The sequence below is a fragment of the Pseudoxanthomonas sp. UTMC 1351 genome, assembly GCF_040948865.1.
Lineage (GTDB): Bacteria > Pseudomonadota > Gammaproteobacteria > Xanthomonadales > Xanthomonadaceae > Pseudoxanthomonas_A.
In genome coordinates, this window is record NZ_JAVGJT010000019.1 from 58745 (window position 1) to 79705 (window position 20961).

General features: G+C 62.4%; 22 protein-coding genes. All 22 read right to left on the reverse strand.

The features are described from left to right. Nucleotides 1-237: 237 nt before the first annotated feature. Nucleotides 238-2466 (reverse strand): patatin-like phospholipase family protein, encoded by a 2229-nt coding sequence (locus tag AB6O04_RS14090; RefSeq protein WP_368564671.1) that lies wholly within the window; start codon nt 2464-2466, stop codon nt 238-240. Between the two features lie 145 nt (nt 2467-2611). Beyond that, nucleotides 2612-3259, reverse strand: a complete 648-nt coding sequence (locus tag AB6O04_RS14095) for a hypothetical protein (protein ID WP_368564672.1) — start codon at nt 3257-3259, stop codon at nt 2612-2614. A 14-nt stretch (nt 3260-3273) separates the two neighbouring features. Next, a complete protein-coding gene (locus tag AB6O04_RS14100; RefSeq protein ID WP_368564673.1) occupies nt 3274-4086 on the reverse strand; it encodes a DUF2092 domain-containing protein in 813 nt (270 codons plus the stop codon). Nucleotides 4087-4237: 151 nt separating this feature from the next. Then, the gene (locus tag AB6O04_RS14105; RefSeq protein WP_368564674.1) at nt 4238-4987 is read right to left on the reverse strand and encodes a carbonic anhydrase; all 750 of its coding nucleotides are present in this window, start codon (nt 4985-4987) and stop codon (nt 4238-4240) included. Nucleotides 4988-5030: 43 nt separating this feature from the next. Then, a complete protein-coding gene (locus AB6O04_RS14110) occupies nt 5031-5819 on the reverse strand; it encodes a hypothetical protein (protein ID WP_368564675.1) in 789 nt (262 codons plus the stop codon). Between the two features lie 15 nt (nt 5820-5834). Then, a complete protein-coding gene (locus tag AB6O04_RS14115) occupies nt 5835-6647 on the reverse strand; it encodes a transporter (protein ID WP_368564677.1) in 813 nt (270 codons plus the stop codon). A 40-nt stretch (nt 6648-6687) separates the two neighbouring features. After that, the gene (locus tag AB6O04_RS14120) at nt 6688-7161 is read right to left on the reverse strand and encodes a YMGG-like glycine zipper-containing protein (protein WP_368564678.1); all 474 of its coding nucleotides are present in this window, start codon (nt 7159-7161) and stop codon (nt 6688-6690) included. Nucleotides 7162-7198: 37 nt separating this feature from the next. Continuing rightward, nucleotides 7199-7948, reverse strand: a complete 750-nt coding sequence (locus AB6O04_RS14125; protein ID WP_368564679.1) for a hypothetical protein — start codon at nt 7946-7948, stop codon at nt 7199-7201. A gap of 164 nt (nt 7949-8112) precedes the next feature. Next, a complete protein-coding gene (locus AB6O04_RS14130) occupies nt 8113-9324 on the reverse strand; it encodes a hypothetical protein (RefSeq protein ID WP_368564681.1) in 1212 nt (403 codons plus the stop codon). Then, nucleotides 9321-9698, reverse strand: coding sequence for a hypothetical protein (locus tag AB6O04_RS14135; RefSeq protein WP_368564682.1), 378 nt, complete (start codon nt 9696-9698; stop codon nt 9321-9323). The genes AB6O04_RS14130 and AB6O04_RS14135 overlap by 4 nt, the downstream gene beginning before the upstream one ends. Before the next feature lie 147 nt (nt 9699-9845). Further along, the gene (locus tag AB6O04_RS14140) at nt 9846-12221 is read right to left on the reverse strand and encodes an arylsulfatase (RefSeq protein ID WP_368564684.1); all 2376 of its coding nucleotides are present in this window, start codon (nt 12219-12221) and stop codon (nt 9846-9848) included. Between the two features lie 149 nt (nt 12222-12370). Next, complete coding sequence (locus AB6O04_RS14145; protein ID WP_368564685.1) at nt 12371-12745, reverse strand: hypothetical protein; 375 nt, start codon at nt 12743-12745, stop codon at nt 12371-12373. Nucleotides 12746-12778: 33 nt separating this feature from the next. Next, complete coding sequence (locus tag AB6O04_RS14150) at nt 12779-13267, reverse strand: YidH family protein (protein ID WP_368564687.1); 489 nt, start codon at nt 13265-13267, stop codon at nt 12779-12781. Continuing rightward, entirely contained in the window at nt 13264-13611 is a 348-nt protein-coding gene (locus AB6O04_RS14155; protein WP_368564689.1) for a DUF1622 domain-containing protein, read from the reverse strand. The genes AB6O04_RS14150 and AB6O04_RS14155 overlap by 4 nt, the downstream gene beginning before the upstream one ends. 3 nt (nt 13612-13614) lie before the next feature. Next, nucleotides 13615-14592 (reverse strand): formylglycine-generating enzyme family protein, encoded by a 978-nt coding sequence (locus AB6O04_RS14160; RefSeq protein WP_368564690.1) that lies wholly within the window; start codon nt 14590-14592, stop codon nt 13615-13617. Further along, complete coding sequence (locus AB6O04_RS14165; RefSeq protein WP_368564691.1) at nt 14589-15968, reverse strand: class I SAM-dependent methyltransferase; 1380 nt, start codon at nt 15966-15968, stop codon at nt 14589-14591. Before AB6O04_RS14165 ends, AB6O04_RS14160 begins: the two co-directional genes overlap by 4 nt. Then, a complete protein-coding gene (locus tag AB6O04_RS14170; protein ID WP_368564692.1) occupies nt 15968-17452 on the reverse strand; it encodes an arylsulfatase in 1485 nt (494 codons plus the stop codon). Before AB6O04_RS14170 ends, AB6O04_RS14165 begins: the two co-directional genes overlap by 1 nt. Before the next feature lie 121 nt (nt 17453-17573). After that, a complete protein-coding gene (locus AB6O04_RS14175) occupies nt 17574-18059 on the reverse strand; it encodes a hypothetical protein (protein ID WP_368564693.1) in 486 nt (161 codons plus the stop codon). Nucleotides 18060-18121: 62 nt separating this feature from the next. Beyond that, the gene (locus AB6O04_RS14180; RefSeq protein ID WP_368564694.1) at nt 18122-18745 is read right to left on the reverse strand and encodes a DUF4136 domain-containing protein; all 624 of its coding nucleotides are present in this window, start codon (nt 18743-18745) and stop codon (nt 18122-18124) included. A gap of 36 nt (nt 18746-18781) precedes the next feature. Further along, nucleotides 18782-19387, reverse strand: a complete 606-nt coding sequence (locus tag AB6O04_RS14185; RefSeq protein ID WP_368564695.1) for a YSC84-related protein — start codon at nt 19385-19387, stop codon at nt 18782-18784. A gap of 185 nt (nt 19388-19572) precedes the next feature. Beyond that, on the reverse strand, nt 19573-19953 hold the full coding sequence (locus tag AB6O04_RS14190) for a response regulator transcription factor (protein WP_368564696.1): 381 nt from the start codon (nt 19951-19953) through the stop codon (nt 19573-19575). Nucleotides 19954-20145: 192 nt separating this feature from the next. Further along, complete coding sequence (locus tag AB6O04_RS14195; RefSeq protein WP_368564698.1) at nt 20146-20811, reverse strand: response regulator transcription factor; 666 nt, start codon at nt 20809-20811, stop codon at nt 20146-20148. Nucleotides 20812-20961: the final 150 nt, after the last annotated feature.

Here is a 20961-nt window from a genome sequence, read left to right on the forward strand (position 1 = left end):
GGGGGCGCATGGTCAGATCTGCTCTTGGCCAGGTAGTCGGTGGCCAGCTTGAAAGCTGGCGACTGCCGATCGGACGTCGATCAGAACAAACGTCACCACAACAAAATTCCCCTGCTGCAGGGCGTCCAGTATTGGCACGAAGACGGCTGGGGAGATTCGTCAATCGACGACGGATATAGTTGAGGAAATCAAGTTGGAACAACGCGACGTTCAATGACGCTCTCTAGCTAGCGGACATCAAAACGGCCGCCCTATTTCAAGGAAGATTGCGCCGTCGCCTTGTTCGCGCCAGCCGTAGCCGAACAGCATCGGGCCCAGCCAGGAATCGAAACCGGTATAGACGCTTACGTTGAAGACACCATCGCCCAGGCTTATGTCCTGGCGGCGCTCCCAAGCATTGCCGTATTCGAGAGTGCCGCCGACCAGCGCGGAACGGCCGAAGAATTCCGCAAGCTGATAGGTGTAGCCGACAAATGCCAGTGCATAGTGCTGGCCGGTCAACTCGTTTAGCCGGTATCCCGCCAGTCGTCCGCGTCCACCCAGGCGATAGCGGCTCTGCACCGGCAGCGTGCCCGATACCGTGGAGTGATAGGCGCCTCCCAGTTGTAGGGTGTGTTTGCCGAAGCTGCGTGCGCCGAGCGCGTCGAAGTCCACTTGGTCGAATTCACTGTCGCTACCCAGCCAGGCGCGGGAGATGGTGTAGCCCAACGAGCCGTAGTAACCGTTGCGCGGGAAGTACAGGCTGTCCAGCCGGTCGATGGCGAGCGATACGAACAAGTTGCCTTGATCGAAATCGAAACTACCCAGCTGCGGATCGCCTACCTCCACCCGGGCGCGCCCTAGCGCGCGCTGTATACCGAGGCCGGCGGCACCGTAGTTGCCGAACTCGCGCAGCGCACGCAGTTCGATGCCGGTGGTGCGCACGTCGTAAGTGGCCACGTTGTCGCCCGCTACGTTGAACACATGCATATTCGGGTTTTCATAGCCCGCCCGGGCGTACAGCAGATAGCGATTGGCGATGTCCAGCGGATGGTAGTACTCGCCCTTCAACGCCGGCTCGCTGCCCACGGTGACCGATACGCGGCCTTCGGCACCTAGCCGCGAAATTGGGGAGAACAACACCGCCGCGCGCAGATTGCTCTCGTAGGTGCCTTCGAAATCGGCGTTCATCGTCAGCCCAACCTGCACGTAGTTAGGGCCGTGCGGCTTGGGCCGTGCCCGCAGCAGCACGCCGGTGCGTCCGTCTTCGCGCACGACTTCGTAAGTGATGCTGGACAGCGTGCCCAGGCTGTATGCCCGCAGCAGGCGCGCTTCGATCTGCGATGGATCGATCGGCTTGTTTGTGGGGATATCCACGTAGGACAACAACAGCTCGTCCGCATAGTCGGTTTCGTTCTCGAGGCGTACGAACTCGATGGCCGGGAACCCGCTCTTCACCGTGGGGCGCGCGTCCACCGCAAGTTGATAGTGATCCATCGGCAGCGTCAGCCGCGCCAGCTGATCGCGTGCTGCTCGCGCTGCCTGCATGCCGATCGTCAGCGCTTCCCGTGCCTTTTCGAAATCGCGTGTGGTGACGATATCGCCCAACGGGGGGGTCACCAGGACGTCGTGTTGGCCGAGCGAGGCCAGCTGGCGGTGGGTATTGCCGGTGGTCATCATGCCGCTGATCTGCGAAACAACATCCAGCAAACTCGCGTCGCTGCCCAACGCTGCCAAGGGTGTGCCGACGTCGACGGCGATAACGATGTCGGCACCCATCGCCCGCACGACGTCGATCGGCACCTGGTTCACCAGGCCGCCATCCAGCAGCACTCGGCCATCGACTTCGACGGGTTGGAAAACACCGGGCAACGACATGCTGGCGCGCATCGCCATCGCCAAGCTGCCACGGCCAAGTACGACCGCCTGGCCGCTATTCAGATCGGTGGCGACGGCGCGATAGGGAATCGGCAAATGGTCGAAGTCATCGATCACGCTCACCGGCAGTGTGGAACGTTCGAACATCGCCAGGATGCGCTCGCCTTGCAGCAAACCGGGTGAAAGCCTCAGGCCGCTGCTCCTTATGCCGAGGCCCAGAGTGGTGAGGTGATCGCGATCATCCTGCTTGCGACGGTATGACCGTTCCGGCCGTTCCAGGGAATCGTCGAAGAGGCGTTTCCAATCGGTGGATACGACCAGTTGTTCCATCTGATCCACGGACATGCCCGAGGCATAGAGTCCGCCCACCAGCGCGCCCATGCTGGTGCCGGCGACGCAATCGATCGGAATCCGTAGTTCTTCGATCATCCGCAACACGCTGATGTGTGCGATTCCGCGCGCTCCGCCGCCGCCCAGCGCCAAGCCGATGCGGGGCCGCGTGTCGCCGGGTTCGCGAACGCTGCAGGAAGCAGCTGTGGGCGCGACGATCGCTGGCTGCGCCATCGCATCGGATACGAGCAACAGGCAACAGAGAAGCCAACCTGCCATCGCGCGTGGCGGCGAGATGGGCTTTGCTCGCCGGCAATGTTGTCGATGGTGGCCGGCTATCATGCTTCTCCCTGCTTGGTTTCGGATAATGAGCCATGTACCGGCGAGCATCCTGACATGCCGGCGCAGGGGCCGCCTTAGCCGATCACGGGTTGACCACGACGTAGACGACGTCGTTGCCTGACCAGGTCTGTTGGTAATAGACGCTTCCGCAGTAGTGATAGGAAACCCCGGCCCTCACCACGACGGTGCAGCTCGGTGGCAACGCGTAGTAGTAAGAGCCCAATACGGCTGCGGTTGTCACGGCCGTCGCACCGATTACCACTCCGGCCGCGACCGGATGGTAATAGCCGCCACCATGGTAGTAGCCGCCGCGATAACCGTAGCCGCCATCGATGTCGATGTTGACGTCGTTGCCGATATTGACGTTGCCCGTATTGACGCGGTCGCCCGTGTTGACGTTGCCTGTATTGACGCGATTGCCGGTGTTGATATCGCTGGTGCTGGCGCGGTTGCCTGTGTTGATATTGCTGGTGCTGGTGCTGGCGCGGTTGCCGGTGCTGGCACGACTGCCACTGGCGCCGCCGGTACTTGGACGCGACATCGAATGACTCGCGCCGGAGACCGAACTTTGAGCCATGCGGCCGCCACCGCCGCCGCGACCACCGCCGCCGCCACGCGCGGCGTTCGCATCGACAATGGCAAGCGCCAGCACCGCACACGTAGCGATCAGGCAAATTGCAGCCGAACGCGGGTCGCGCCAGATACGCAAGTGAGTAGATTTGCTGTTCATCTATGGATCTCCTTTCAGGGCGCGCCGCTAGCGGTGCTTGCCGGGGTGTCCAACGGGATTTCGGTCACGCCCTTGGGCGGCGCGAACTCAAAGGTCGAGCTGTGGATCCTGGGCTTGAGGTTCCAGTGCAGGACCGCCTGATACTGCGGGTCGCCGACTTCGTAGCGGGTGGTGACCAGGATCTTGCGCGGCAACGGCCGAGCGCCTTGTTCGACCCACAACTGCCAGTCGACATTCGCCTGCCGGAAGGCGAGGTGATCGGTGGCGACACCATCGATCATCGATGTGCCCACCAGGATGCCGCCGCGAACGTCGCTGGTGAGCGTGCCGGCCGTCGCCTGATACAGCACATCGATCAGCGGCATCTCGACACCGATGTCGAGCAGGATGCCGATCAGGTCGGCGAGGGTATCGGGTGCATCGGTGCGCGCGAAGACAGCGTCGTCCGGCGAATACATGGTGAGCTGGGTGCCGTCGTACACGATCGTGCGGTTGCGGATATCGCCGGAGATATCGGCGCGCAGTTTGTTCGGGCGCTGCACGACGATGACCGAGCGCTCGTTGTTCTGCAGCTTGTACCCGAGCGCAACGACTTCGTCGCGCGATGCGTGGGTTTCGATCGAGAACGTTTGCAGGCCGCGCAAATAGCGGGTCATGCGGTCGAGCACCGCTTGCGCTTCAGGCGAAACCACCTGCGTGGAAATGGCGGTGTTATCTGGCGACGCTGCGGAGGCGGCGGCTTCCTGCGCCGTAGCCGGCGCTATCCATGCCAACAGGATCGCCGCCGGCAACAGCAGTTGCGCGGTCTTTGTACTAGACAGTTTCATGTCGCTTCCTCGTTGTACACAGGGCTGATGTCGGGCTTGCAGGCGATCGCGGGACGCTGCGCTCAGTGGTCGAAGTCGATTCGTACTTCCTAGAAGCATCGTGTCCGTAGAAGCTGTCCGTATGGACTTCTCTGCTTGATACTCGCAGTGCTCATTGCAGGATGACCCTTGCCCCAACTGGCTGCACAGGGCGATTGTTCGGGTGTCCGATTGCTTTCTGCACCATCGCCAACTGCTCGGCGCTGGCCTTGGCGGGGCGCTTGAGGACCAACCAGCGCACGCCTTCCGAACATGGCGGCGTAGTCAGCGAACCTTCGTAGCGGTAGTAGTCGCGATTGGCATGCAATAGATCCGAGGCTGAGACCGGGGTCGACAACTCGGCCTTTCCGTTCTCGACTTTCGGCACGCTCGGCCACACCCGCTCCAACAGCTTGTTGCTTGCACCTTCCTCGAACATCAGAGCGACCACGGCCAGGTTGCCCTTGGCATCGGCATGGACGAAGTGCGCCTCCATCGGGAAGGACTTGGTCTTCACCGTGTTCTCGCTGGGAGAATGAAAATGGAACTGCTTCAGCGCAAAGTCCGTGCCGTCCACGGTGATCTTGCTGCCGGGGTTGTAGTTGACCTGGATCGCATGACCGTTGTTGACCACCTCATGGCCGCCCGGCTTGTAATCGAATGCAATCTTCGGCAACTCGGCTTCGATGAAATTGCTCAGGTCGATCGGTGATTGGTTCCTTCCGCTATTGCACTCACCGAAATCCGATTCGAACTCCGCCCAGTGTTCCGGCCCGACTTCGCCGGCATAGCCCCAGTGCTTAGGATGCCCTCCCTCCTGTGCGGTGGACGACAGCGCCAATGAAGCGAGCAGCAGCCCGGCCAATCGTGGTTGCGTTTTCATGTCGTATCTCCTCGTACTCGGGAAGTCGAACTCTCTTGACTAACTACTTTTTCGCCGCATTGGTCCTGGTCTGCAGATCGAGCATCGCCTGCTGGCTGACGGTGATGAATCCGCCTTGTGGGCGATTCAAATCCAGAATCAGCGTGGCGAGAACTGCGAATGCGAACGCAATCGGAACAATGCCAACCAGTCTTCGTTTGCCCGACAATCCGACCTGCAAACCCAGCGTGGCCATGGTGACGACGGCGATCGCTGCCAATCCAAGCCAGATGGTGCCGGGGATGCGCGCGCGGATCGCATCGTTGTAGCGTCGTTCGTGCATGTCGATGATCTCGTTGATCGATCCGATCACGAGTGCGGTGTTCGCGCCAGGGTGCTCCAGGGCAGCGGATGATGCCAGGCTCCATAGCTGGTCGTGGATCTCCAACGATCGTTTCAGGGCTGCTTGGATATCGCCGCCAGGCTGCGCCGCCTGTACTCGAACGTCCACGTACTCACCAAGCAAGCGCTTGATTTGCGGGCCTCGCACGTCGCCCACCAGGTCCGCTCGCAGGTAGGCAGTGCCAATGTGGATCGCTTCCGTCAGCACGTCCTGTTTCCGGGCGCCGTGGTGCGTGGACGCCATCGAAAACGTGAAGGCAAGGACGAACGCCAACATGCCAAGCAAGCCGCCTACCATGGGTCCCACTGACGGCAGCGCGCCTTCGTCCTGGCGAGTGCGGCGATGGTGGCGACCGATCAGGATGCCGGCTTCACACGCCGCAAGGATCAGGACAACGATACAGAGGTAGGCCCCTGCAATCGGCATTGTTTCGAGGAAATATCGGCCCATCGGGTTTCCCTCGTGCTACTTTTTGGGAAACAGCAGCGTGAACGTGAAGCGCACGCCCCATTCCGCACTACTGTCGGGAGCTTCCAGGTAGTAGCGCACGCCACCTTGATAGCTCACCAGCTGCTTACCGATGCGGCTGACCTTGCTGTAGCCGAGGTTGATCGGCACGGTCCATTGCTGCGCTTTCCAGTCGTAAGTGGATTCCAGCGATGCCGATATCGTCCTTCCCTTTCCCAATGATCTCGACAGGAACGGCTGCAGGTAGGTGGCGCTGATGTCGGCGCGATCATCGTCGCCCGCGAAGGACCAGATATGGTTGCCCAACGCGCCGTAGGTCCAACCGGTTTTGGTCTGCCGCAGCGCAACCGCGGTTGGACCGCCGCCCCATTTTTTTGCCCCGAGCAGGTCGTCGGTGGCCGTTGGCAGCAGCAGCGCGGGTCCGGCACCCCATGTCCATCCGCCGGCAGTGAGCGCCTTGGGCGAGAAGAACAGGCTCTGCAAGGTGTCGCCGAGTCCGAACTGGCTGCCGGCGCCGGGGAATATGTCCCGCTGGCTGATGATGGGAACGATCGTGCGCGAGATCATGTTCCAGTCTTCGCTGATCGATACCGGAATCACGGGTTGCACATTCACGAAGAACCGGTCGCCATCGTCCTGCGGCCCGACACCGTCGTCGTAGTTGAACTGCATCGGCACGCTGGCCAGGCTGGCGATCGGATTCGACAGCTGCTTGGCAAGCTCATCGGAGTTTTGTGCATGCGCCGGCATCGTCGCGCAACCCAGCGGCAGCAAGATGCAGAGTGCGCGTGGCAAATGTAGTGAGTGCATCGGAAACTCCTTTTCGTCGCCAAGCCGGGAACACTACGGATCAGTTCACGGTGTAGCCGCGACCCTGCATGCAGGCGCTGTACGCGCGGTAGTACGTGTCCAATGTTTGCGTCTGCTTGGTTTGCGCTTGCTGTGCTTGCGCAGCCTGGTTCTGCCGCGACCGGCGTCCACCAGCCAACACACCGGCGGTCGCACCTACCGCCGCGCCTTTGCTGGAGTCGTCGTCGACGATCTCGCCGATGACCGCGCCACCCACAGCACCACGTGCCGCGCCTCGCAGGCGTTCGCCTTGCGGGCCCGTTGGCGGAGGCGGTGCTGCTGCGACCGCGGCCGGATCGACGCCGGTGTCCTGCTTGGCCCACGCAAGGCACTGGGAGTCGTCGGTACTGTGCTGCTGCGTGCTCTGGCCCTTGGCGGGGTACGCGCTAGGTTTTTGCGACCACGCCGGCGTCATCGCCGTAAGCAGCACCAAGCCGAGCCCGAGGGTAGTCCTGAAGGAAGTGATGACGTGCATGGCGTTCTCCTGTTGTTGCGGTGATGGTGGGCGGTTGTCAGAACCGGAACGCGTAACCGATCACCGGGCCGCTCATCGTGATGTGGGTCTTCGAACCGCCGGCTTCGATCTCGACGTCGAGATGGCGGTAGCCGAATACCCACGCGCCATTGCCGGTACGGAACTGAGTCACCGCGCTTGCGTTCCAGGTGCCATCGGTATCGCCGAAAGAGCCGTCTCCACGCAGTGTCAGTACCCAGCGGGGGGACAGTGCCCAGGTGTAGCGCGCGCCGACCATGAAGTCGTTGTAGGTACGACCTCCATCGATGCGAATGTTGTTGAAGATCGGATTGTTCGGTTCCAACTGCACCGTCAAATCCACGTCGATGTAGCGCAGGCCGGCGAAGACGTCCACGCCCTGGAAGCGCTCCGGGCTTGGATTCCACACGGCCGCCAGCTCGAACAGGCGCGTATCCAGGTCCGAGTCGATGACGAACCGCGGATGCACACGGTCGTCGGCGATGCCCAGGTAGGTGAAATCTGTGAAGAAGCCAAAGCGATCGCCTTGCCCTTCGATATGGATCTCGAATGCGCCGTCGAGCTTGTCGACCACGTCGCGGAAGTCGGTGTCGTTGCTGGACTCCGACGGCGGCGAGGTGGTTTTCAGATCGGTGCCGATGCTCGCTGCCCAGCCGTAGGGCGCGACGATCCAGTCCATCCGTTCGCCGGCCTGCGCCGTTCCGGCCAGGCTTAGCGACGCTAGCAGGATGCAGAGAGCTGGGCGGATTGCGCGGGGAGTCGTGGTCATGACAGGTTCTCCGGAAGGGAAGGGGCGGCAGCGGGCGGACGCGCCTGACGCGCAAGCCGCGGGTTGAGGCGATAGCTGCCGCACAGTGCGCGCATCGGTGCGGCGATCCGGCGACGGCGCGGGGGGTGCGCTCGGTTTGTCCGGGGGGCGGTGGCGGCGATCGCTCATAGCACCATCTCCACCACGCGCTTCAGCAACTCCGCCAGTGGGATGACGGTCAGCACCAGCGGCAGGAACGGCGCCGCCGCGACCACGACCAGTTGCACCAGCACTCGCAGGTCGAACGGAACCGGGCGCATCTCGCGCACGACATCGCTGCTGCCCGCCATGTCGGCTAACGACTGGACGTCGGCGTTGCCGACCAGCGCCTCGGTGGTCGGTATGCCCGGTCCCAGCCACTTGTTTTCGAACTCGCGCACATAGGTCGCTGCGAGCGCGCCGTATCGGCGCAGGCCATCGCGCCGCGCAGCCATGAGGTCGGGCACGAAGAACAGCATCGGGATCAGCACCTGTGCGACCAGCAACAAGATCAGCAACGCGATTTCGCTGCGGAACTCGACCGCGGTGCGCGCACCCGTCAGGACGCGGCTGGCGATGAGTCCGGACACCACCGCGCCCTGCGCGAACAGCACAGGCATGAAGCCGTACACGCCGTCGCCCATGAAACCCAGCCCGCCGGCGCGGTCCGGATGCGCTGCCTTGATCTCCAGCGGCAGGCGCGACATCTGCCAGAGAAAGCGCCACCAGATCGCCAGCCGGAACCACCAGCGCAGCAGCAGGAACTGGAACATGGGTGCGCTGACATGGACGAACCACCCGCCGGCACGGGTCAGGTCGACGCCGCCAGCGTCGACCGTGGCGTACCAGGTGTCGGTGCGCAGCGCCATGCCGTGTTGCCACAACCAGGGCGCCAGCACGAACACGGTGGCGAGCAGCACCAGTTCCGCGGTCACCGAGTTGCGCAGACGCATCGCCGAATCGATGGCCGCCTGGAATCGCGGCATCGACTCTGCCGGCACGATGCCGCGTTCGCGGAACTGCCAGACGACTTCCCGAGTCCACGAGTGCACGACCGGTTCGGCCAGGATCAGCAAAGGCATCGCGACCAGGAACCGCGCATAGGTCTCGATGTCGTACAGGAACGGCACGCTGACGCCGCCCAGCGCGTGCCCCTCAAGCAAGGTCAGCGCCAGCAATGGCAACCAGGCCAGTGCGGGGATGACCAGCATCCGCCGGTGCAGGAGCTTCAGCGGTGGACGCGCCAGCCGCGTCTTGAGGAATAGCTGGTACAGCGGGCCGCCCAGGATCAACGAAAAATCGCCGTCGCCATCACGCGTTGCCGTGTTCGACTTAGCGGCAGCGTGCGATGGCTTCATTGCCGGCTGCCTGGCCGAAGGCAGGCGATGCACCAGATCGCCAGGGCCAGATGCAGAACAACCGCCGGCCACAGGCCAAGACCGGACAGCCCCAAACCCAGGCCCGCATGGATGAACACGGCCGCGGCCACCGCGTTATAGAACAGCATCGCCGCGACCAGGCTGCGCGCGCCAACCGCGTTGTCACGCTCCAGCCAGCATGCGATGCCCAATGCGAGCAGGCCGGCCCCGGCAATCCGCGCAATCGTCGATCCGGTGGTGGTGGTGTCGAGTGTCGACCCCAACAACAGGGAAGCAGGAAACGACGGCGCGACGAGCAACGCCAGTCCGGTCGCTGCTTCAATTGCAGCCGAGATCGTGAGCAGAGGCTTCATGCGCGTCCCTTGGTCAAGTTCCATCCGGATTCAACGCACCCGGCCCGATTTGCTGGGCCAGGTGCGTTGCGTCGCTGCCGGGGAAGCGCGTCGGAACATGTCCTGTTTCCTGGTTTGGGCAGGACCGGCGCGCGCCATGGCGACCATTCATTGCCGCGCCATCGCAACTCGCAAAGCTTCTTCCGGCGAAACGAGGTGGTCGGCGTTCTCGGCTGCATCGGCGATGGCGATCTCCACGCCCTTGACGGTTCCGTTGAAGGCGTTGCCGTGCGGGCCGTAGTCCGGGGATACGGGCGCGCCAGTGTCCTCGCCAACATCGCAGCCGTCGTCCGCTGAGAAGATCATCGCCAATGTCGCGTCGACGGTCCCTTCGCCGACCTGCTTGCCGTCGGTATACAAGGTCACCTTGCCGCCCTTGCCGAGGCCGCCGCCTGCGTACGCGAACTCCATCCGCACCTGGTGCGCGCCTTCGGGAATAGGTGTGGTCGCTTCGGCGTAATACTGCTTCACACCGCCAAGGTTGTAGCAATATTTGAGCTTCCCGCCGTGCGCATAGAGCGTCCAGCCGCCAATGTTCGCGCCTTGGGCGATGATCACGCCTTGGGCGCCGCCTTTTGGCACGACGATCTCGGCCGTCACCGCGTGCGACTTGTTCTTGACGCTGATGACGCAGTTCTCGGACAGCCGACCCATGCCCCCGAACAGGAGTTGCCGGTTGCCCTTGATCAACGTCGGGCGACCGGCGGTGTCGGGATTCATCTTCTTGCCGATGTCGTCGTCCAGCGGCAGCACGTTGTAGCGCACGGCTTCCATCAGCCACAGCCTCTGAAGCTCTTTCAGCTTCTCCGGCATCTGCTTGGCAAGATCGTTGGCCTGGCTCCAATCCTTGTTGGTGTCGTACAGCTCCCAGACGTCATTGTCGAAGGCCGGCACGGTCTCGCCGATCAGCAGCCACGGCGTCTTGTGCCGCGTCACCGCGGTCCACCCCTTGTGGTAGATGCCGCGGTTTCCGAACATCTCGAAGTACTGGGTCTCGCGCCGTTCGGCAGCCTTCGGCTCATTGAACGAATACAGCATGCTGACGCCTTCGATGGGGCGCTGCGCGATCCCGTTCACGGCGACCGGTTCGGGCAGGCCCGCCGCTTCCAGTACCGTCGGCGCGACATCGATCACGTGGTGGAACTGTGTACGCTGCTCACCCTTGCCCTTGATGCCGTTTGGCCAGTGCACCACCGTGCCGTTGCGGGTTCCACCCCAATGCGACGCGACCTGCTTGGTCCATTGGTACGGCGTGTTCATCGCGTGCGCCCATGCGACCGCGAAATGGTTGTACGACTCGGTGCCGCCAAGCTTGTCCAGCCGCTCCATCAGGTACTCCGGTGTTTCCAACGCGGCCATGCCGTTGAAGTTGAGCATCTCGTTGAACGTTCCGTTGAGCGTGCCCTCGGCCGACGCGCCGTTGTCGCCGATGATGTAGTAGACGAGCGTGTCGTCGAGTATCCCGAGTGCCTGCAAATTGTCGAGCAGGCGTCCAACATGATGATCGGCGTACTCAAGGAAGCCGGCATACACCTCCATCTGCCGCGCCAGTACCGGCTTCATTGCGTCCGGCGTGTCTTCCCAGGATGGAATCTCCTTGTGCCGCGGCGTGAGCTGGCAGTCGGCGGGAATGACGCCAAGCTTCTTCTGTCGCGCAAACGTCTCTTCACGCAGCTTGTCCCAACCTTGGTCGAACTTGCCCTTGTACTTGTCAGCCCACTCCTTCGGCACGTGGTGAGGCGCGTGAGTCGCACCTGGCGCGAAATACACGAAGAACGGCTTGTCCGGCGCCAGCGCCTTCTGTTGCCCGATCCAGCCGATCGCCTTGTCGGTCATGTCTTCCATGAAGTGGTAGCCCTCTTCGGGCGTCTTCTTGGGCTCGACCGGCGTCGTACCCTGGTACAACGTCGGATACCACTGGTTTGCCTCGCCGCCGATGAAACCGTAGAAATATTCGAAACCACCGCCGCCGGTGGGCCATGAGTCAAACGGCCCGATCGGGCTGGTCTGCCAGACCGGCACTTCGTGGCATTTTCCGAACTGCGCGGTGTTGTAGCCGTTGAGCTTCAGGGTGCGCGCCAGCGGCGAGCAGTTGTCCGGCAGGATCGAGTTGTAGCCCGGCGATCCGGTTGCGATTTCAGTGATGCATCCCATGCCGACGGAGTGGTGATTGCGGCCGGTCAGCAGAGCTTGCCGGGTGGGCGAGCACAACGCCGTGGTGTGGAAGCGGTTGTACTTCAAGCCGCCAGCAGCAAGACGTTCCGCGTTGGGTGTCTGGCACGGGCCACCGAATGCACTCGATGCGCCAAAGCCGACGTCGTCGATCAGGAGGATGAGCACGTTCGGCGCACCCTTCGGCGGGCGCAGCTGATCGATCGGCGGGAACTTGGTGTCCGGATCCTTCGCGTCGAATGTGATCAGGCGGGCCGGCTGCAGGCCATGGATCGGCAGTTGTGATCGATTTTTCTTGTCTTCGTTGCTCATCTCGTAGGTCCTTTCATTGGAATGCTGATAAGAGATTGGTACGACGCTTGAAGGGAACGGTTCCCGCTCGCTTGATCGCCGGGCTAACACCAATCACGGCTCTGCTGGCAATCCGGCGGCGGCTTTTGCCGACTGAAAAAGGCGACACCTCATCTGCGTGCAACACGGGTCACGAGCCCGCGCACGATCAGATACGGCACGATCGCCAGCGCCAGAGCCACAACGATCGTTTCGCCCGGATAGACGAAGCGCTGCACGATGACCTGGTAGATGACATCGAGTACCAGCGCCAGGACGAACACCTTGCCGACGCTTTTCCATCCATCCCTGATCATTTCGCGGCGGTGGGTTGGATCGGTCAGCAGCGCCCAGAAATACGGTGGCTTGCCTGCCTTGGCATCCTTCAGTCCCGACGTCACCGCAAAGATCACGGCCATCAGTGGCTGCAGAAGCAAACGGAACTTCATCGGACCGGTGACCCGGTCATGCAGGTTCTCCACTACGCGAATCCAGATGTCGTCCATAGCTGCCTCCCGGCGCGCGTCGGCGTGGACTACTTACTGCAGGAACAGCCAGGCCGCGGTCGCGCCGCCACCCAGCAGCAAAAGGACCGTCACCGAAATAACCGCGCGGTGAAGGGGCCGGAACACACCTTGTTCGATGTCATGGTTGACGTGCCAGTAGCGGTACAGCGACCACGCCACCAGCGCCAGGCCGACGATGACCATGCCGGCGCCCGCGTTCTCCGTGTCGCGAAGCAATGGGCGATGCTGCGTTCCGGAAAGCACGTGCTTCTCTTGCAGGAAGATCGCAAACCGGTTGATGGTGATACCGAAGCCGATCAGCGAGATCGACGTGCGCAGATAGGCCAGGTGCGTGCGTTCGTTGGCGAGGTGGGAGCGAAGGTCCGACAGCCCCGTCCGCCTGATCGACAGCTTGGTGCGATGCGTCGACAGCAAGGTCGATGCGGTGCCGCTGTCCTTGCCTTCGATGGATTGAGCCAGATCTTGCGGAAGGTCTGGATTCGATGGTTCTGACGTGTTCATGTCGCCTCCGACAGGCGCGATGCCGCCTCAAGATCGCGCTCAAGGAAGTAGTTGAGGAACGTGCGGATCACCGCGATCGCGGCGAGTTCGCCGATGGCCTGCCAGTCCGGTGAAATCGCAGTGCGTACGACATCGGCGGCAAGCATGAATTCCAGCCCCACCAGCAACCAGCGCGCCATGCTCAACCAGGCTTCGCGGCGTATGCCATGGGTGATGCCGCCACGCAGCTGCCGCCGCAGCAGATGCCAGGTCGCTTCAACGCCACCGGTCGCGACGATCAGGATCGACATCGCCTCCAGGGCGAGGGCGACGTATTCGGCAAGGGTCTGGAAGTATGCTTCCATGGATCACTCCGCAAACACATCGCGGCGCACCACGCAGCGGAACCCGAGGTGCGAGGTCGAGGTGTCCACCGGCTGCGCCATGCGCGCCGCAGGACGGTAGCGGCGGCAGTAGTTGGGCGCGCACAGATGCGAGCCGCCCTTCATTACCTTGCGTGGTATGCGGATCGGCTGCGCCGGATCGTAACTCTCGTCAAGGTTCGCGCCGCGAGGGTTGTTTGGAATGCAGCAGCTTTTCACCGCGGCAGCAGGATGGCGCGGCCGGTACCAGTCGCAGGTCCATTCCCATACATTGCCGATCAGGTCCTGCAAGCCGTAAGCGTTGGCCGGGTATGCGCCGACCGGCGACGTGCCAACGTGACCATCCTCGGCGAGGTTCTGCCACGGAAACTCGCCTTGCCAGATGTTGGCCATGTGCCGCCCGCCGGGCGTCAGTTCGCTGCCCCACGCATATTCGCCTTCAACGCCCCCGCGTGCCGCCCATTCGAATTCCGCCTCGGTGGGAAGCGCCTTGCTGGCCCAGCGGGCATACGCTTCGATATCGGCGTAGGCCACATGCACGACGGGATGATCGTCGCGTCCTTCCAACGAGCTGCTGGGTCCTTGCGGATGCCGCCAGTCGGCGCCGGGGATGAATTGCCACCACTGATAATGATCCTGCAGACCTACGCGCCCCGGCGGCGGCACGAACACGACCGACGCGGGAGTCAGCATCGAAGGATCGGCACCGGGATAATCGGCCGCATCCGGCGCGATTTCGCAGAACGTCACGTGTCCGGTTGCTTCCACGAACTCGCGGAACCGCGCGTTCGTGACCGGCGCGACATCCATCCAGAAACCATCGACTTCGACTGGATGCGCAGGCGCTTCTTCCGGATAGTGGTGGTCCGATCCCATGCGGTACTCGCCTGCGGGCACCCAGACCATCCCAGGGAACGGCGCGGCTGCCTGCGCGATGGCCGAGGCCGTGGTCATCACGTTCATAGGAGGTTTCCTTCGGGCATGGAAAGGGTGGAGGAGGGGGCATGCTCGTTCGCTTCGCGCGGCATGGCGAACACCACCTGGTCGTAGTTCCAGAGTTGTTCGAACAGGGTGCGTGCGATCGGTAGTGCCGCGTCGTCCACGGCGCTGTCGCTATCGACGGCGCTGTCTCTATCAGCGATGTCCCTGATCGTCCGCGCCCCGTCGATCCTGTCGAAGAGGATCTTCTGTCGCGCATCAACAGGCAGGTACACATCGGTGCAGGTGTGGGAACGGTTGATCAGCACCGCCTCGGCACTCGCGGGCAGGTTCTTCTGCACGGCGATGGTCTCGGGAAGACGGATGGGCACGTAGTCGAGCCACGCATCGCCATCGAACGAAAGGGAAGGGCGTCGCGCGTAGTCGTTGCGATACGCAACCAAGCTGTGGTGAACCATGGAGCCGCGGAACAATTCCACCGCGGCGTACTGTTCTGAAGCGGGAAGCTGTTCCAGTCGCGAACGGTGTGGTGACGACGCGAACAAGCCACATTGGGGAAGGTAGGCCGCCTGTCGCAGCCAACGCCCGAATTCGAGGCCGGCACCTGCCAGCAGATCGAACATCTGCGGTACCGAATAGGCGCGATCCTGCGGGTGCAGCAGTGCATCCGCCAACCCGGCTTCGCTATGGAAATCGCGCATGTTGTGGAGCAACGGCACCAGAGGATGCTCGCGCGGAAGCATGCCCAATGCTGAGGCGAGTTCGTGGATCTCGCTTGACGTGCTACCGATCCCCAGCCGCCGGCAGTAGTCCTGCAGCATGTACACGCCGGTGCGTCCATAGGGCGCGTACAGCATCAGATGCATGGCACCGTCGGGCGCCAGCACCTCGCGCAGGGCGCGCAGGCCATGGTCGGGATCGGGAAGGTGGTGCAGCACACCGGTGCAGACCACCTGGTCGAATTCGCCGGCGAGGTCCGACGCACGTTCGACGGGCATCACCTTCAGTTGGAGGTTATCCAGACCATGGCGATCCTTGAGCCGTTGCGTCTGTGCGATGCTGGCTTGGCTGACGTCGATGCCCGTCACCTGCGCGCGTGGCCAGCGGACTGCGTACTTCGCAGCTTGCGAAGTGCCACAGCCGGCGACGAGGATGCGTCGGTCGTCGCGGTAGCCTTGCGTTGGCCAGAACAGCGCAGCGTCCGCGCGCCGGCGGGCGTCGTCCCAGGATTGGCGATAGGCGTCGAGGCTCTCGATAGGCGGCGGGTAGGGATGTGTCTCATAGAACGTGCTGACCGTCTGCGCAGTTCCGGACTCGGCCGCCGCTGCGTCCCGATCGCCGGACACAGGAGCACCGCCACCCGGAGGCGGCGGTGCTCCACGCGGTGCGGATGCATCCATCAGCTTCCCTTCATGCCCGCAGCGAGCGATTCCATGACCTTGTCGAGGCTGAAGCTGCCGGCCTTCTGGCTTGGCGGGAATTCCTTGAACGTGGAAAGGAACTTGCCGACGATGTCCTGCGCCGGCACCAGCATGAAGGCGCGGTCAAGCCGCCACTTCGAATAGCCGATCCCGATTTCGTGCGCCTGCTCGAACGGATCCGAACGCAAGTTGGTGAGAAGCGGGAAGCGCAATTCCTCGAAGGGCCGTTGCCAGACCTCCAGGCCTTCTGCGTTCTGTACCTGGAAATTGAGCTTCCAGTTGCCGTAGCGCAGCGCCACCAGCGAACCGTCGTCGTTGAAGTAGAAGAACTCCTTGCGCGGAGTCTCGCCCTTGCCGGCCAGTGCGTCGGTGATGTTGTAGCCGTCCAGGTGGACCTTGTAGGTCTTGTCGCCGACCTTGTAGCCGGTCAGCAATTTCTCCTTGACGTCGGGCACGCCGGCAGCGGCCAACAGCGTCGGCAGCATGTCCTCGTGCGCGAACAGTTCGTTGCTGACGGTGCCGGGCTCGATCACGCCCGGCCAACGGATAGCACAAGGCACCCGATAGCCCCCTTCCCAGTTGGTGTTCTTCTCGCCACGGAACGGCGTGCAGCCGCCATCCGGCCAGCTGAAGGATTCGGAGCCGTTGTCGGTCGAGTACATGACGATGGTGTTTTCGTCCAGGCCGAGCTCCTTCAGCTTCGCGAGCATCTCGCCGACATGCTTGTCATGCTCGACCATGCCGTCGGGATAGGTGCCCAGGCCGGTGACCCCTTCGCTCTCCGGCCGGAGGTGCGTGAAGATGTGCATCCGGGTGGCGTTCCACCACAGGAAGAAGGGCTTGTCTTCCTTCTTGGCGTCTTCCAGGAAGCGCTTCGCTTCTGCGGTGACCTCGTAGTCGATCGTTCTCATGCGTTCTATGTTGAGCGGTCCGGTGCTCTCGATCTTCTGAGTGCCATCCGGATTTGCCCAACAATGCAGGACTCCCCGGGTCTTGTACTTCTTGATCATCTCCGGATCTTTGAAATAGTCGGGATTCTCGGGCTCCTGTTCCGCATTGAGGTGATAGAGCGAGCCGAAGAACTCGTCGAAACCGTGCGCGGTCGGCAAGGTATCGTCGGCGTCGCCGAGATGGTTCTTGCCGAACTGGCCAGTCTTGTAGCCTTGGCCCTTGAGTAACTCGGCGATCGTTACATCCCGCGCCTTGAGCCCTTCCTTGGCGCCGGGCAATCCAACCTTGAGCATCCCGGTGCGGAAGCCGACCTGGCCGGTGATGAAGCAGGCGCGACCGGCGGTGCAGCTTTGCTGGCCGTACCAGTCGGTAAACAGCGCGCCGTCCTTGGCGATGCCGTCGATGTTGGGGGTTTTGTAACCCATCATTCCCTGGTTGTAGGCACTGACATTCCAGTAGCCGATGTCGTCACCCCAGAGGATGAGGATGTTGGGCTTGCGTTTCGTTGCCATGGTCTTCTCCATTCTGGTGCGAATACGCGGAGGCGACTCCGCCCGCGCTGGGGATAAGGTTTCAACGTCGTTGATCGAAATTTGGCAAAGGATTGCCGGTCCTGGCGGACACCTCGCGAAGCTAGTCGGCGAGGGGAACCTGTGCCGCCTGCTCGAAACGCACGATCGCGCGCAGCTTGTTCTCTACCTGCAGGTAGCGCACTGCCTTGACCGCAGGGATTACCTTCCTGAGCTTGCGGAAGGTGTGTTCCATCTTCACGGCTTCGTCTTTCTCCAGATCCAGCGCGTCCTCGGCGATCGCGGTGGCGGTCGCATCATCAATCGCGCCGGCGTTGTAGGCTCTGGCGTACTTCAGGATGTTGTCGAGGCGGCGCTGGTTGAACCCGCGCAACGCTTCCTGGTACGCCTCATAGATCGGCCAGAACTTGGCGCCTTCCGGCGGTGTCAGTGCCAACTGCTCCTCGACAAATGCCCGCTTCTCCGGACCAACTTCACTTTCGAGCGCATGCATCTCCGCGAAGCTTGCCGCTTCGTCGGCGGTGTACCCAGGGCTCTTGCTTTCCTGTGACCAGGCCGGGGCGGCAATGAGCGCAGCAATCAGACCCAAACGAGCTAGTGCAAACATGACGTGTCCTCGTGATTCGATGGATGGATGGCATGCGGTTGCGTTCAACCGCCGGCCTTGAACGGGTACTTCGCAAAGATCTCGGCTACGGCTGCGCGTATCGCGGCTTGGCGATCTTCCTGCGATTTCTTGGTGACGCGACCCACCGCAACGCCTTCCCAAACCAGTTGCTTGCGCCGTGCATCCACGATGTCGATGTTGAGCGTGCCTTCGACGTATTGATCGACCCGCGTCTCGTAGCCGTAGCCACCCCAGCCGCCGTAGTAGCCGCGGCGGTAGCCGTAATACATCGGAGGTGGCGCGGGGGTCTGGCTGACTCGCGTTTGCTGCGCCAACCTGGCATTGAAGTTGATCAGAAGATCGGGCTGAGTTTCGCCATAGCGGTAGCCGCGGGCTTCCATTTCGCGCTGCACGGCCGACTTCAAGGTCTGCGTGACCAGCGATTCATAGCCGGCGGAGTCCGTACCCAGCGGATCAAAAAAACCGAACGTGCGGTATGCGCTGAAGTCTGCGCTGCGATCGTAGTCGGCGGTGGTGGACACCGGACTGCTTGCGCAGCTCGATAGCAGCCACCCGGCAACGACCAACAACAGTGCGCGCAGCGAACAGTGCATGGCGATCTCCTTCAGACGGCGACGGCTGTCGCCGAACGTGCAAACGGGGTTCATGTGCTGTCTCCGGATCGAACGCCGATACCGCAACCCTCAATTGAGATTGTTGTCCCGGTAGTACTTGGTGCCCTTGACTGTCAACTCAGCGGCCAGCCCGTCATCAGTGATCTGATAGACCCATACGCCTGGGGATACCGACATTGCGCCGGCGTAGGACACGCCTTTGCCTGAAGCCTGCGCTCCCAGCGTCGCTTGGCTGCCGAACTGATAGCCCTGGTTGACGAATGCATCGAAGGCGCTTTGCGTTTCGAATACCCAGACCAAGCGGAACTTCTTCACGCCAAATCCCAGGCCGGCCTGCACCTCGGCCATGCGCATGAAGATTTCCTGGCGCTTGGCGTTATTGACGGCCAGGCCTTCGCCGGTGCCGCCACCGGCAACCAGGATCTTCATCCCGAAATTGCTGAAAACCGCATACCCGGCGGCGCTTTCCACCGTCTGTTTCGCCGCTGGCTGACTGGCATAGAGCTGCTGCAAAGTATTGCGCGCCATCGTACGCACCTCGTTACGCGCCTCATCCAAGGGTGCTGAAGGGTTCTCCCCCGGCACGGGATCGCGAACGTTGCTGGTACTGCAGCCGGCGAGGAAAGCGAAGCAGATGAAGGCAAGCGGCATGGCGATGTGCTTGGCGCGTGGCATGGTTCGATTTCCTTGTTCCCCGGCGGTCATCCCGTGTTGCATGGCCAGCCGACGTGGGCTTGATGTGGGAAGGATTGGTTGCGGATTCTGGCGGCGGCCGCCGCAGCATTGAAATTGGCATTGAGGGAGGGGCCGAATGCCCTTTGGTGCATGCGCGTACCCGCACAAGCGCCGGATGACGCAAATCAGGACTGCAACGTGCGCGCGACCAGCGCGAGCAGTGCTTTGCCTTCGAACGGTTTCAACAGATAGGCGGCGCAGGCGCGTTCGGCCTGTGCGCGTACCGCGGGATCGTCATGAGCGGTAATGAAGATCCAAGGCGGCGTAGGCCCCTGTTCGGCCAGTCGTCGATGCAGTTCGAACCCGGATGCGCCGGGAAGGCGGACGTCGCACACCAAGCAGCGGCTGGAATTCCAAACGCGTGCGCCTTCCAACGCGTCCAGCAGTGCTTCCGCGGACTCGTAGGCGTCTACCTGGTAGCCGGAGCCGCACAGCATGCGCTCGATTGCCTGGCGCATGCTCCTGTCGTCTTCGACCAGTACCACCTCGTGTGTCGCGCTCGCCATGCTGGGCTCAGGGTCCCGCCAGGAGGATTCGTCGGCGCTGGATCAGCACCGCTCCATCATCCGCAGTCTCCGGCGCACGCGTAATTGCTCATTGGGGTGGCTGTCGATGCCCTTTGGGGCAGGGCGGGGCTCAGAGGATCGGCGAGCGGCTACCGCCAGGCGCGGGGGATCGGCCGCAGGCAAGCCGTGAAATCATGCGGCTGTTTTCTCCTCACCTACAGCCGACGATTCGGAACGGGATGCTGTATCCAGCTCGAGTTGCACGGCCAGATGCACCAGCTGGGCGACCGAATGCACATTAAATTTTTCCATCACATGCGCGCGGTGCGCTTTCACCGTCCTTTCGCACGTACTGAGTGAAGCCGCGATCTGTTTGTTCAAGCGGCCCGCAACGACTTGTTCGAAGACCGAGCGTTCGCGTGGTGTGAGCGAAGAGAAATTGCGACGGATATGCTGCTTCATCAGCTCGCTTTCGCGTCGATTGGCATCGCGCTCGATCGCGGTTGTGACTGCGGAAATGAGCGCGTCGCGGTCGATGGGTTTGGTCAGGAAATCCACCGCGCCGCGGCGGATCGCCAGCACGCTCATCGGAATGTTCCCAAACCCGGTAATGAAGACGACGGGAAGCGCATCGGGGCGCCGCATCAGCGCCAGTTGCAGATCCAAGCCGCTGGGACCCGGCATGCGGACATCCAGGAGAAGACAGCCTGGACTATCGCCTGACCACGCCAGCAGATAATCCCCGGCGGAGGCATACAGGCGGACTTCAAAGCCTAGTGCCGACAACAGCCGGTGCAGCGCGTCGCGCACGGATGAATCGTCATCAACCACATGTATCACTCCACTGGGTGCGGCCATATCCTTTCCCCTTCCCGAGATCAACGGCGCCTTCACATCCGAACATGTTGGTGGAACGTCTTTACTCCTGCCTAGTGCCGTTTGGCAACTTTCTGCTGATTCTTTGACCTCAGTCCGACGAATGGTAGCCTCCTCTCCGGGCGTCGACCT

What these genes read in the sequence shown, in the direction of transcription:
- AB6O04_RS14090 (WP_368564671.1), bottom strand. Translation starts at nt 2,466, where the DNA reads ATGGCAGGTTGGCTTCTCTGTTGCCTGTTGCTCGTATCCGATGCGATG.
- AB6O04_RS14095 (WP_368564672.1), bottom strand. Translation starts at nt 3,259, where the DNA reads ATGAACAGCAAATCTACTCACTTGCGTATCTGGCGCGACCCGCGTTCG.
- AB6O04_RS14100 (WP_368564673.1), bottom strand. Translation starts at nt 4,086, where the DNA reads ATGAAACTGTCTAGTACAAAGACCGCGCAACTGCTGTTGCCGGCGGCG.
- AB6O04_RS14105 (WP_368564674.1), bottom strand. Translation starts at nt 4,987, where the DNA reads ATGAAAACGCAACCACGATTGGCCGGGCTGCTGCTCGCTTCATTGGCG.
- AB6O04_RS14110 (WP_368564675.1), bottom strand. Translation starts at nt 5,819, where the DNA reads ATGGGCCGATATTTCCTCGAAACAATGCCGATTGCAGGGGCCTACCTC.
- AB6O04_RS14115 (WP_368564677.1), bottom strand. Translation starts at nt 6,647, where the DNA reads ATGCACTCACTACATTTGCCACGCGCACTCTGCATCTTGCTGCCGCTG.
- AB6O04_RS14120 (WP_368564678.1), bottom strand. Translation starts at nt 7,161, where the DNA reads ATGCACGTCATCACTTCCTTCAGGACTACCCTCGGGCTCGGCTTGGTG.
- AB6O04_RS14125 (WP_368564679.1), bottom strand. Translation starts at nt 7,948, where the DNA reads ATGACCACGACTCCCCGCGCAATCCGCCCAGCTCTCTGCATCCTGCTA.
- AB6O04_RS14130 (WP_368564681.1), bottom strand. Translation starts at nt 9,324, where the DNA reads ATGAAGCCATCGCACGCTGCCGCTAAGTCGAACACGGCAACGCGTGAT.
- AB6O04_RS14135 (WP_368564682.1), bottom strand. Translation starts at nt 9,698, where the DNA reads ATGAAGCCTCTGCTCACGATCTCGGCTGCAATTGAAGCAGCGACCGGA.
- AB6O04_RS14140 (WP_368564684.1), bottom strand. Translation starts at nt 12,221, where the DNA reads ATGAGCAACGAAGACAAGAAAAATCGATCACAACTGCCGATCCATGGC.
- AB6O04_RS14145 (WP_368564685.1), bottom strand. Translation starts at nt 12,745, where the DNA reads ATGGACGACATCTGGATTCGCGTAGTGGAGAACCTGCATGACCGGGTC.
- AB6O04_RS14150 (WP_368564687.1), bottom strand. Translation starts at nt 13,267, where the DNA reads ATGAACACGTCAGAACCATCGAATCCAGACCTTCCGCAAGATCTGGCT.
- AB6O04_RS14155 (WP_368564689.1), bottom strand. Translation starts at nt 13,611, where the DNA reads ATGGAAGCATACTTCCAGACCCTTGCCGAATACGTCGCCCTCGCCCTG.
- AB6O04_RS14160 (WP_368564690.1), bottom strand. Translation starts at nt 14,592, where the DNA reads ATGAACGTGATGACCACGGCCTCGGCCATCGCGCAGGCAGCCGCGCCG.
- AB6O04_RS14165 (WP_368564691.1), bottom strand. Translation starts at nt 15,968, where the DNA reads ATGGATGCATCCGCACCGCGTGGAGCACCGCCGCCTCCGGGTGGCGGT.
- AB6O04_RS14170 (WP_368564692.1), bottom strand. Translation starts at nt 17,452, where the DNA reads ATGGCAACGAAACGCAAGCCCAACATCCTCATCCTCTGGGGTGACGAC.
- AB6O04_RS14180 (WP_368564694.1), bottom strand. Translation starts at nt 18,745, where the DNA reads ATGAACCCCGTTTGCACGTTCGGCGACAGCCGTCGCCGTCTGAAGGAG.
- AB6O04_RS14185 (WP_368564695.1), bottom strand. Translation starts at nt 19,387, where the DNA reads ATGCCACGCGCCAAGCACATCGCCATGCCGCTTGCCTTCATCTGCTTC.
- AB6O04_RS14190 (WP_368564696.1), bottom strand. Translation starts at nt 19,953, where the DNA reads ATGGCGAGCGCGACACACGAGGTGGTACTGGTCGAAGACGACAGGAGC.
- AB6O04_RS14195 (WP_368564698.1), bottom strand. Translation starts at nt 20,811, where the DNA reads ATGGCCGCACCCAGTGGAGTGATACATGTGGTTGATGACGATTCATCC.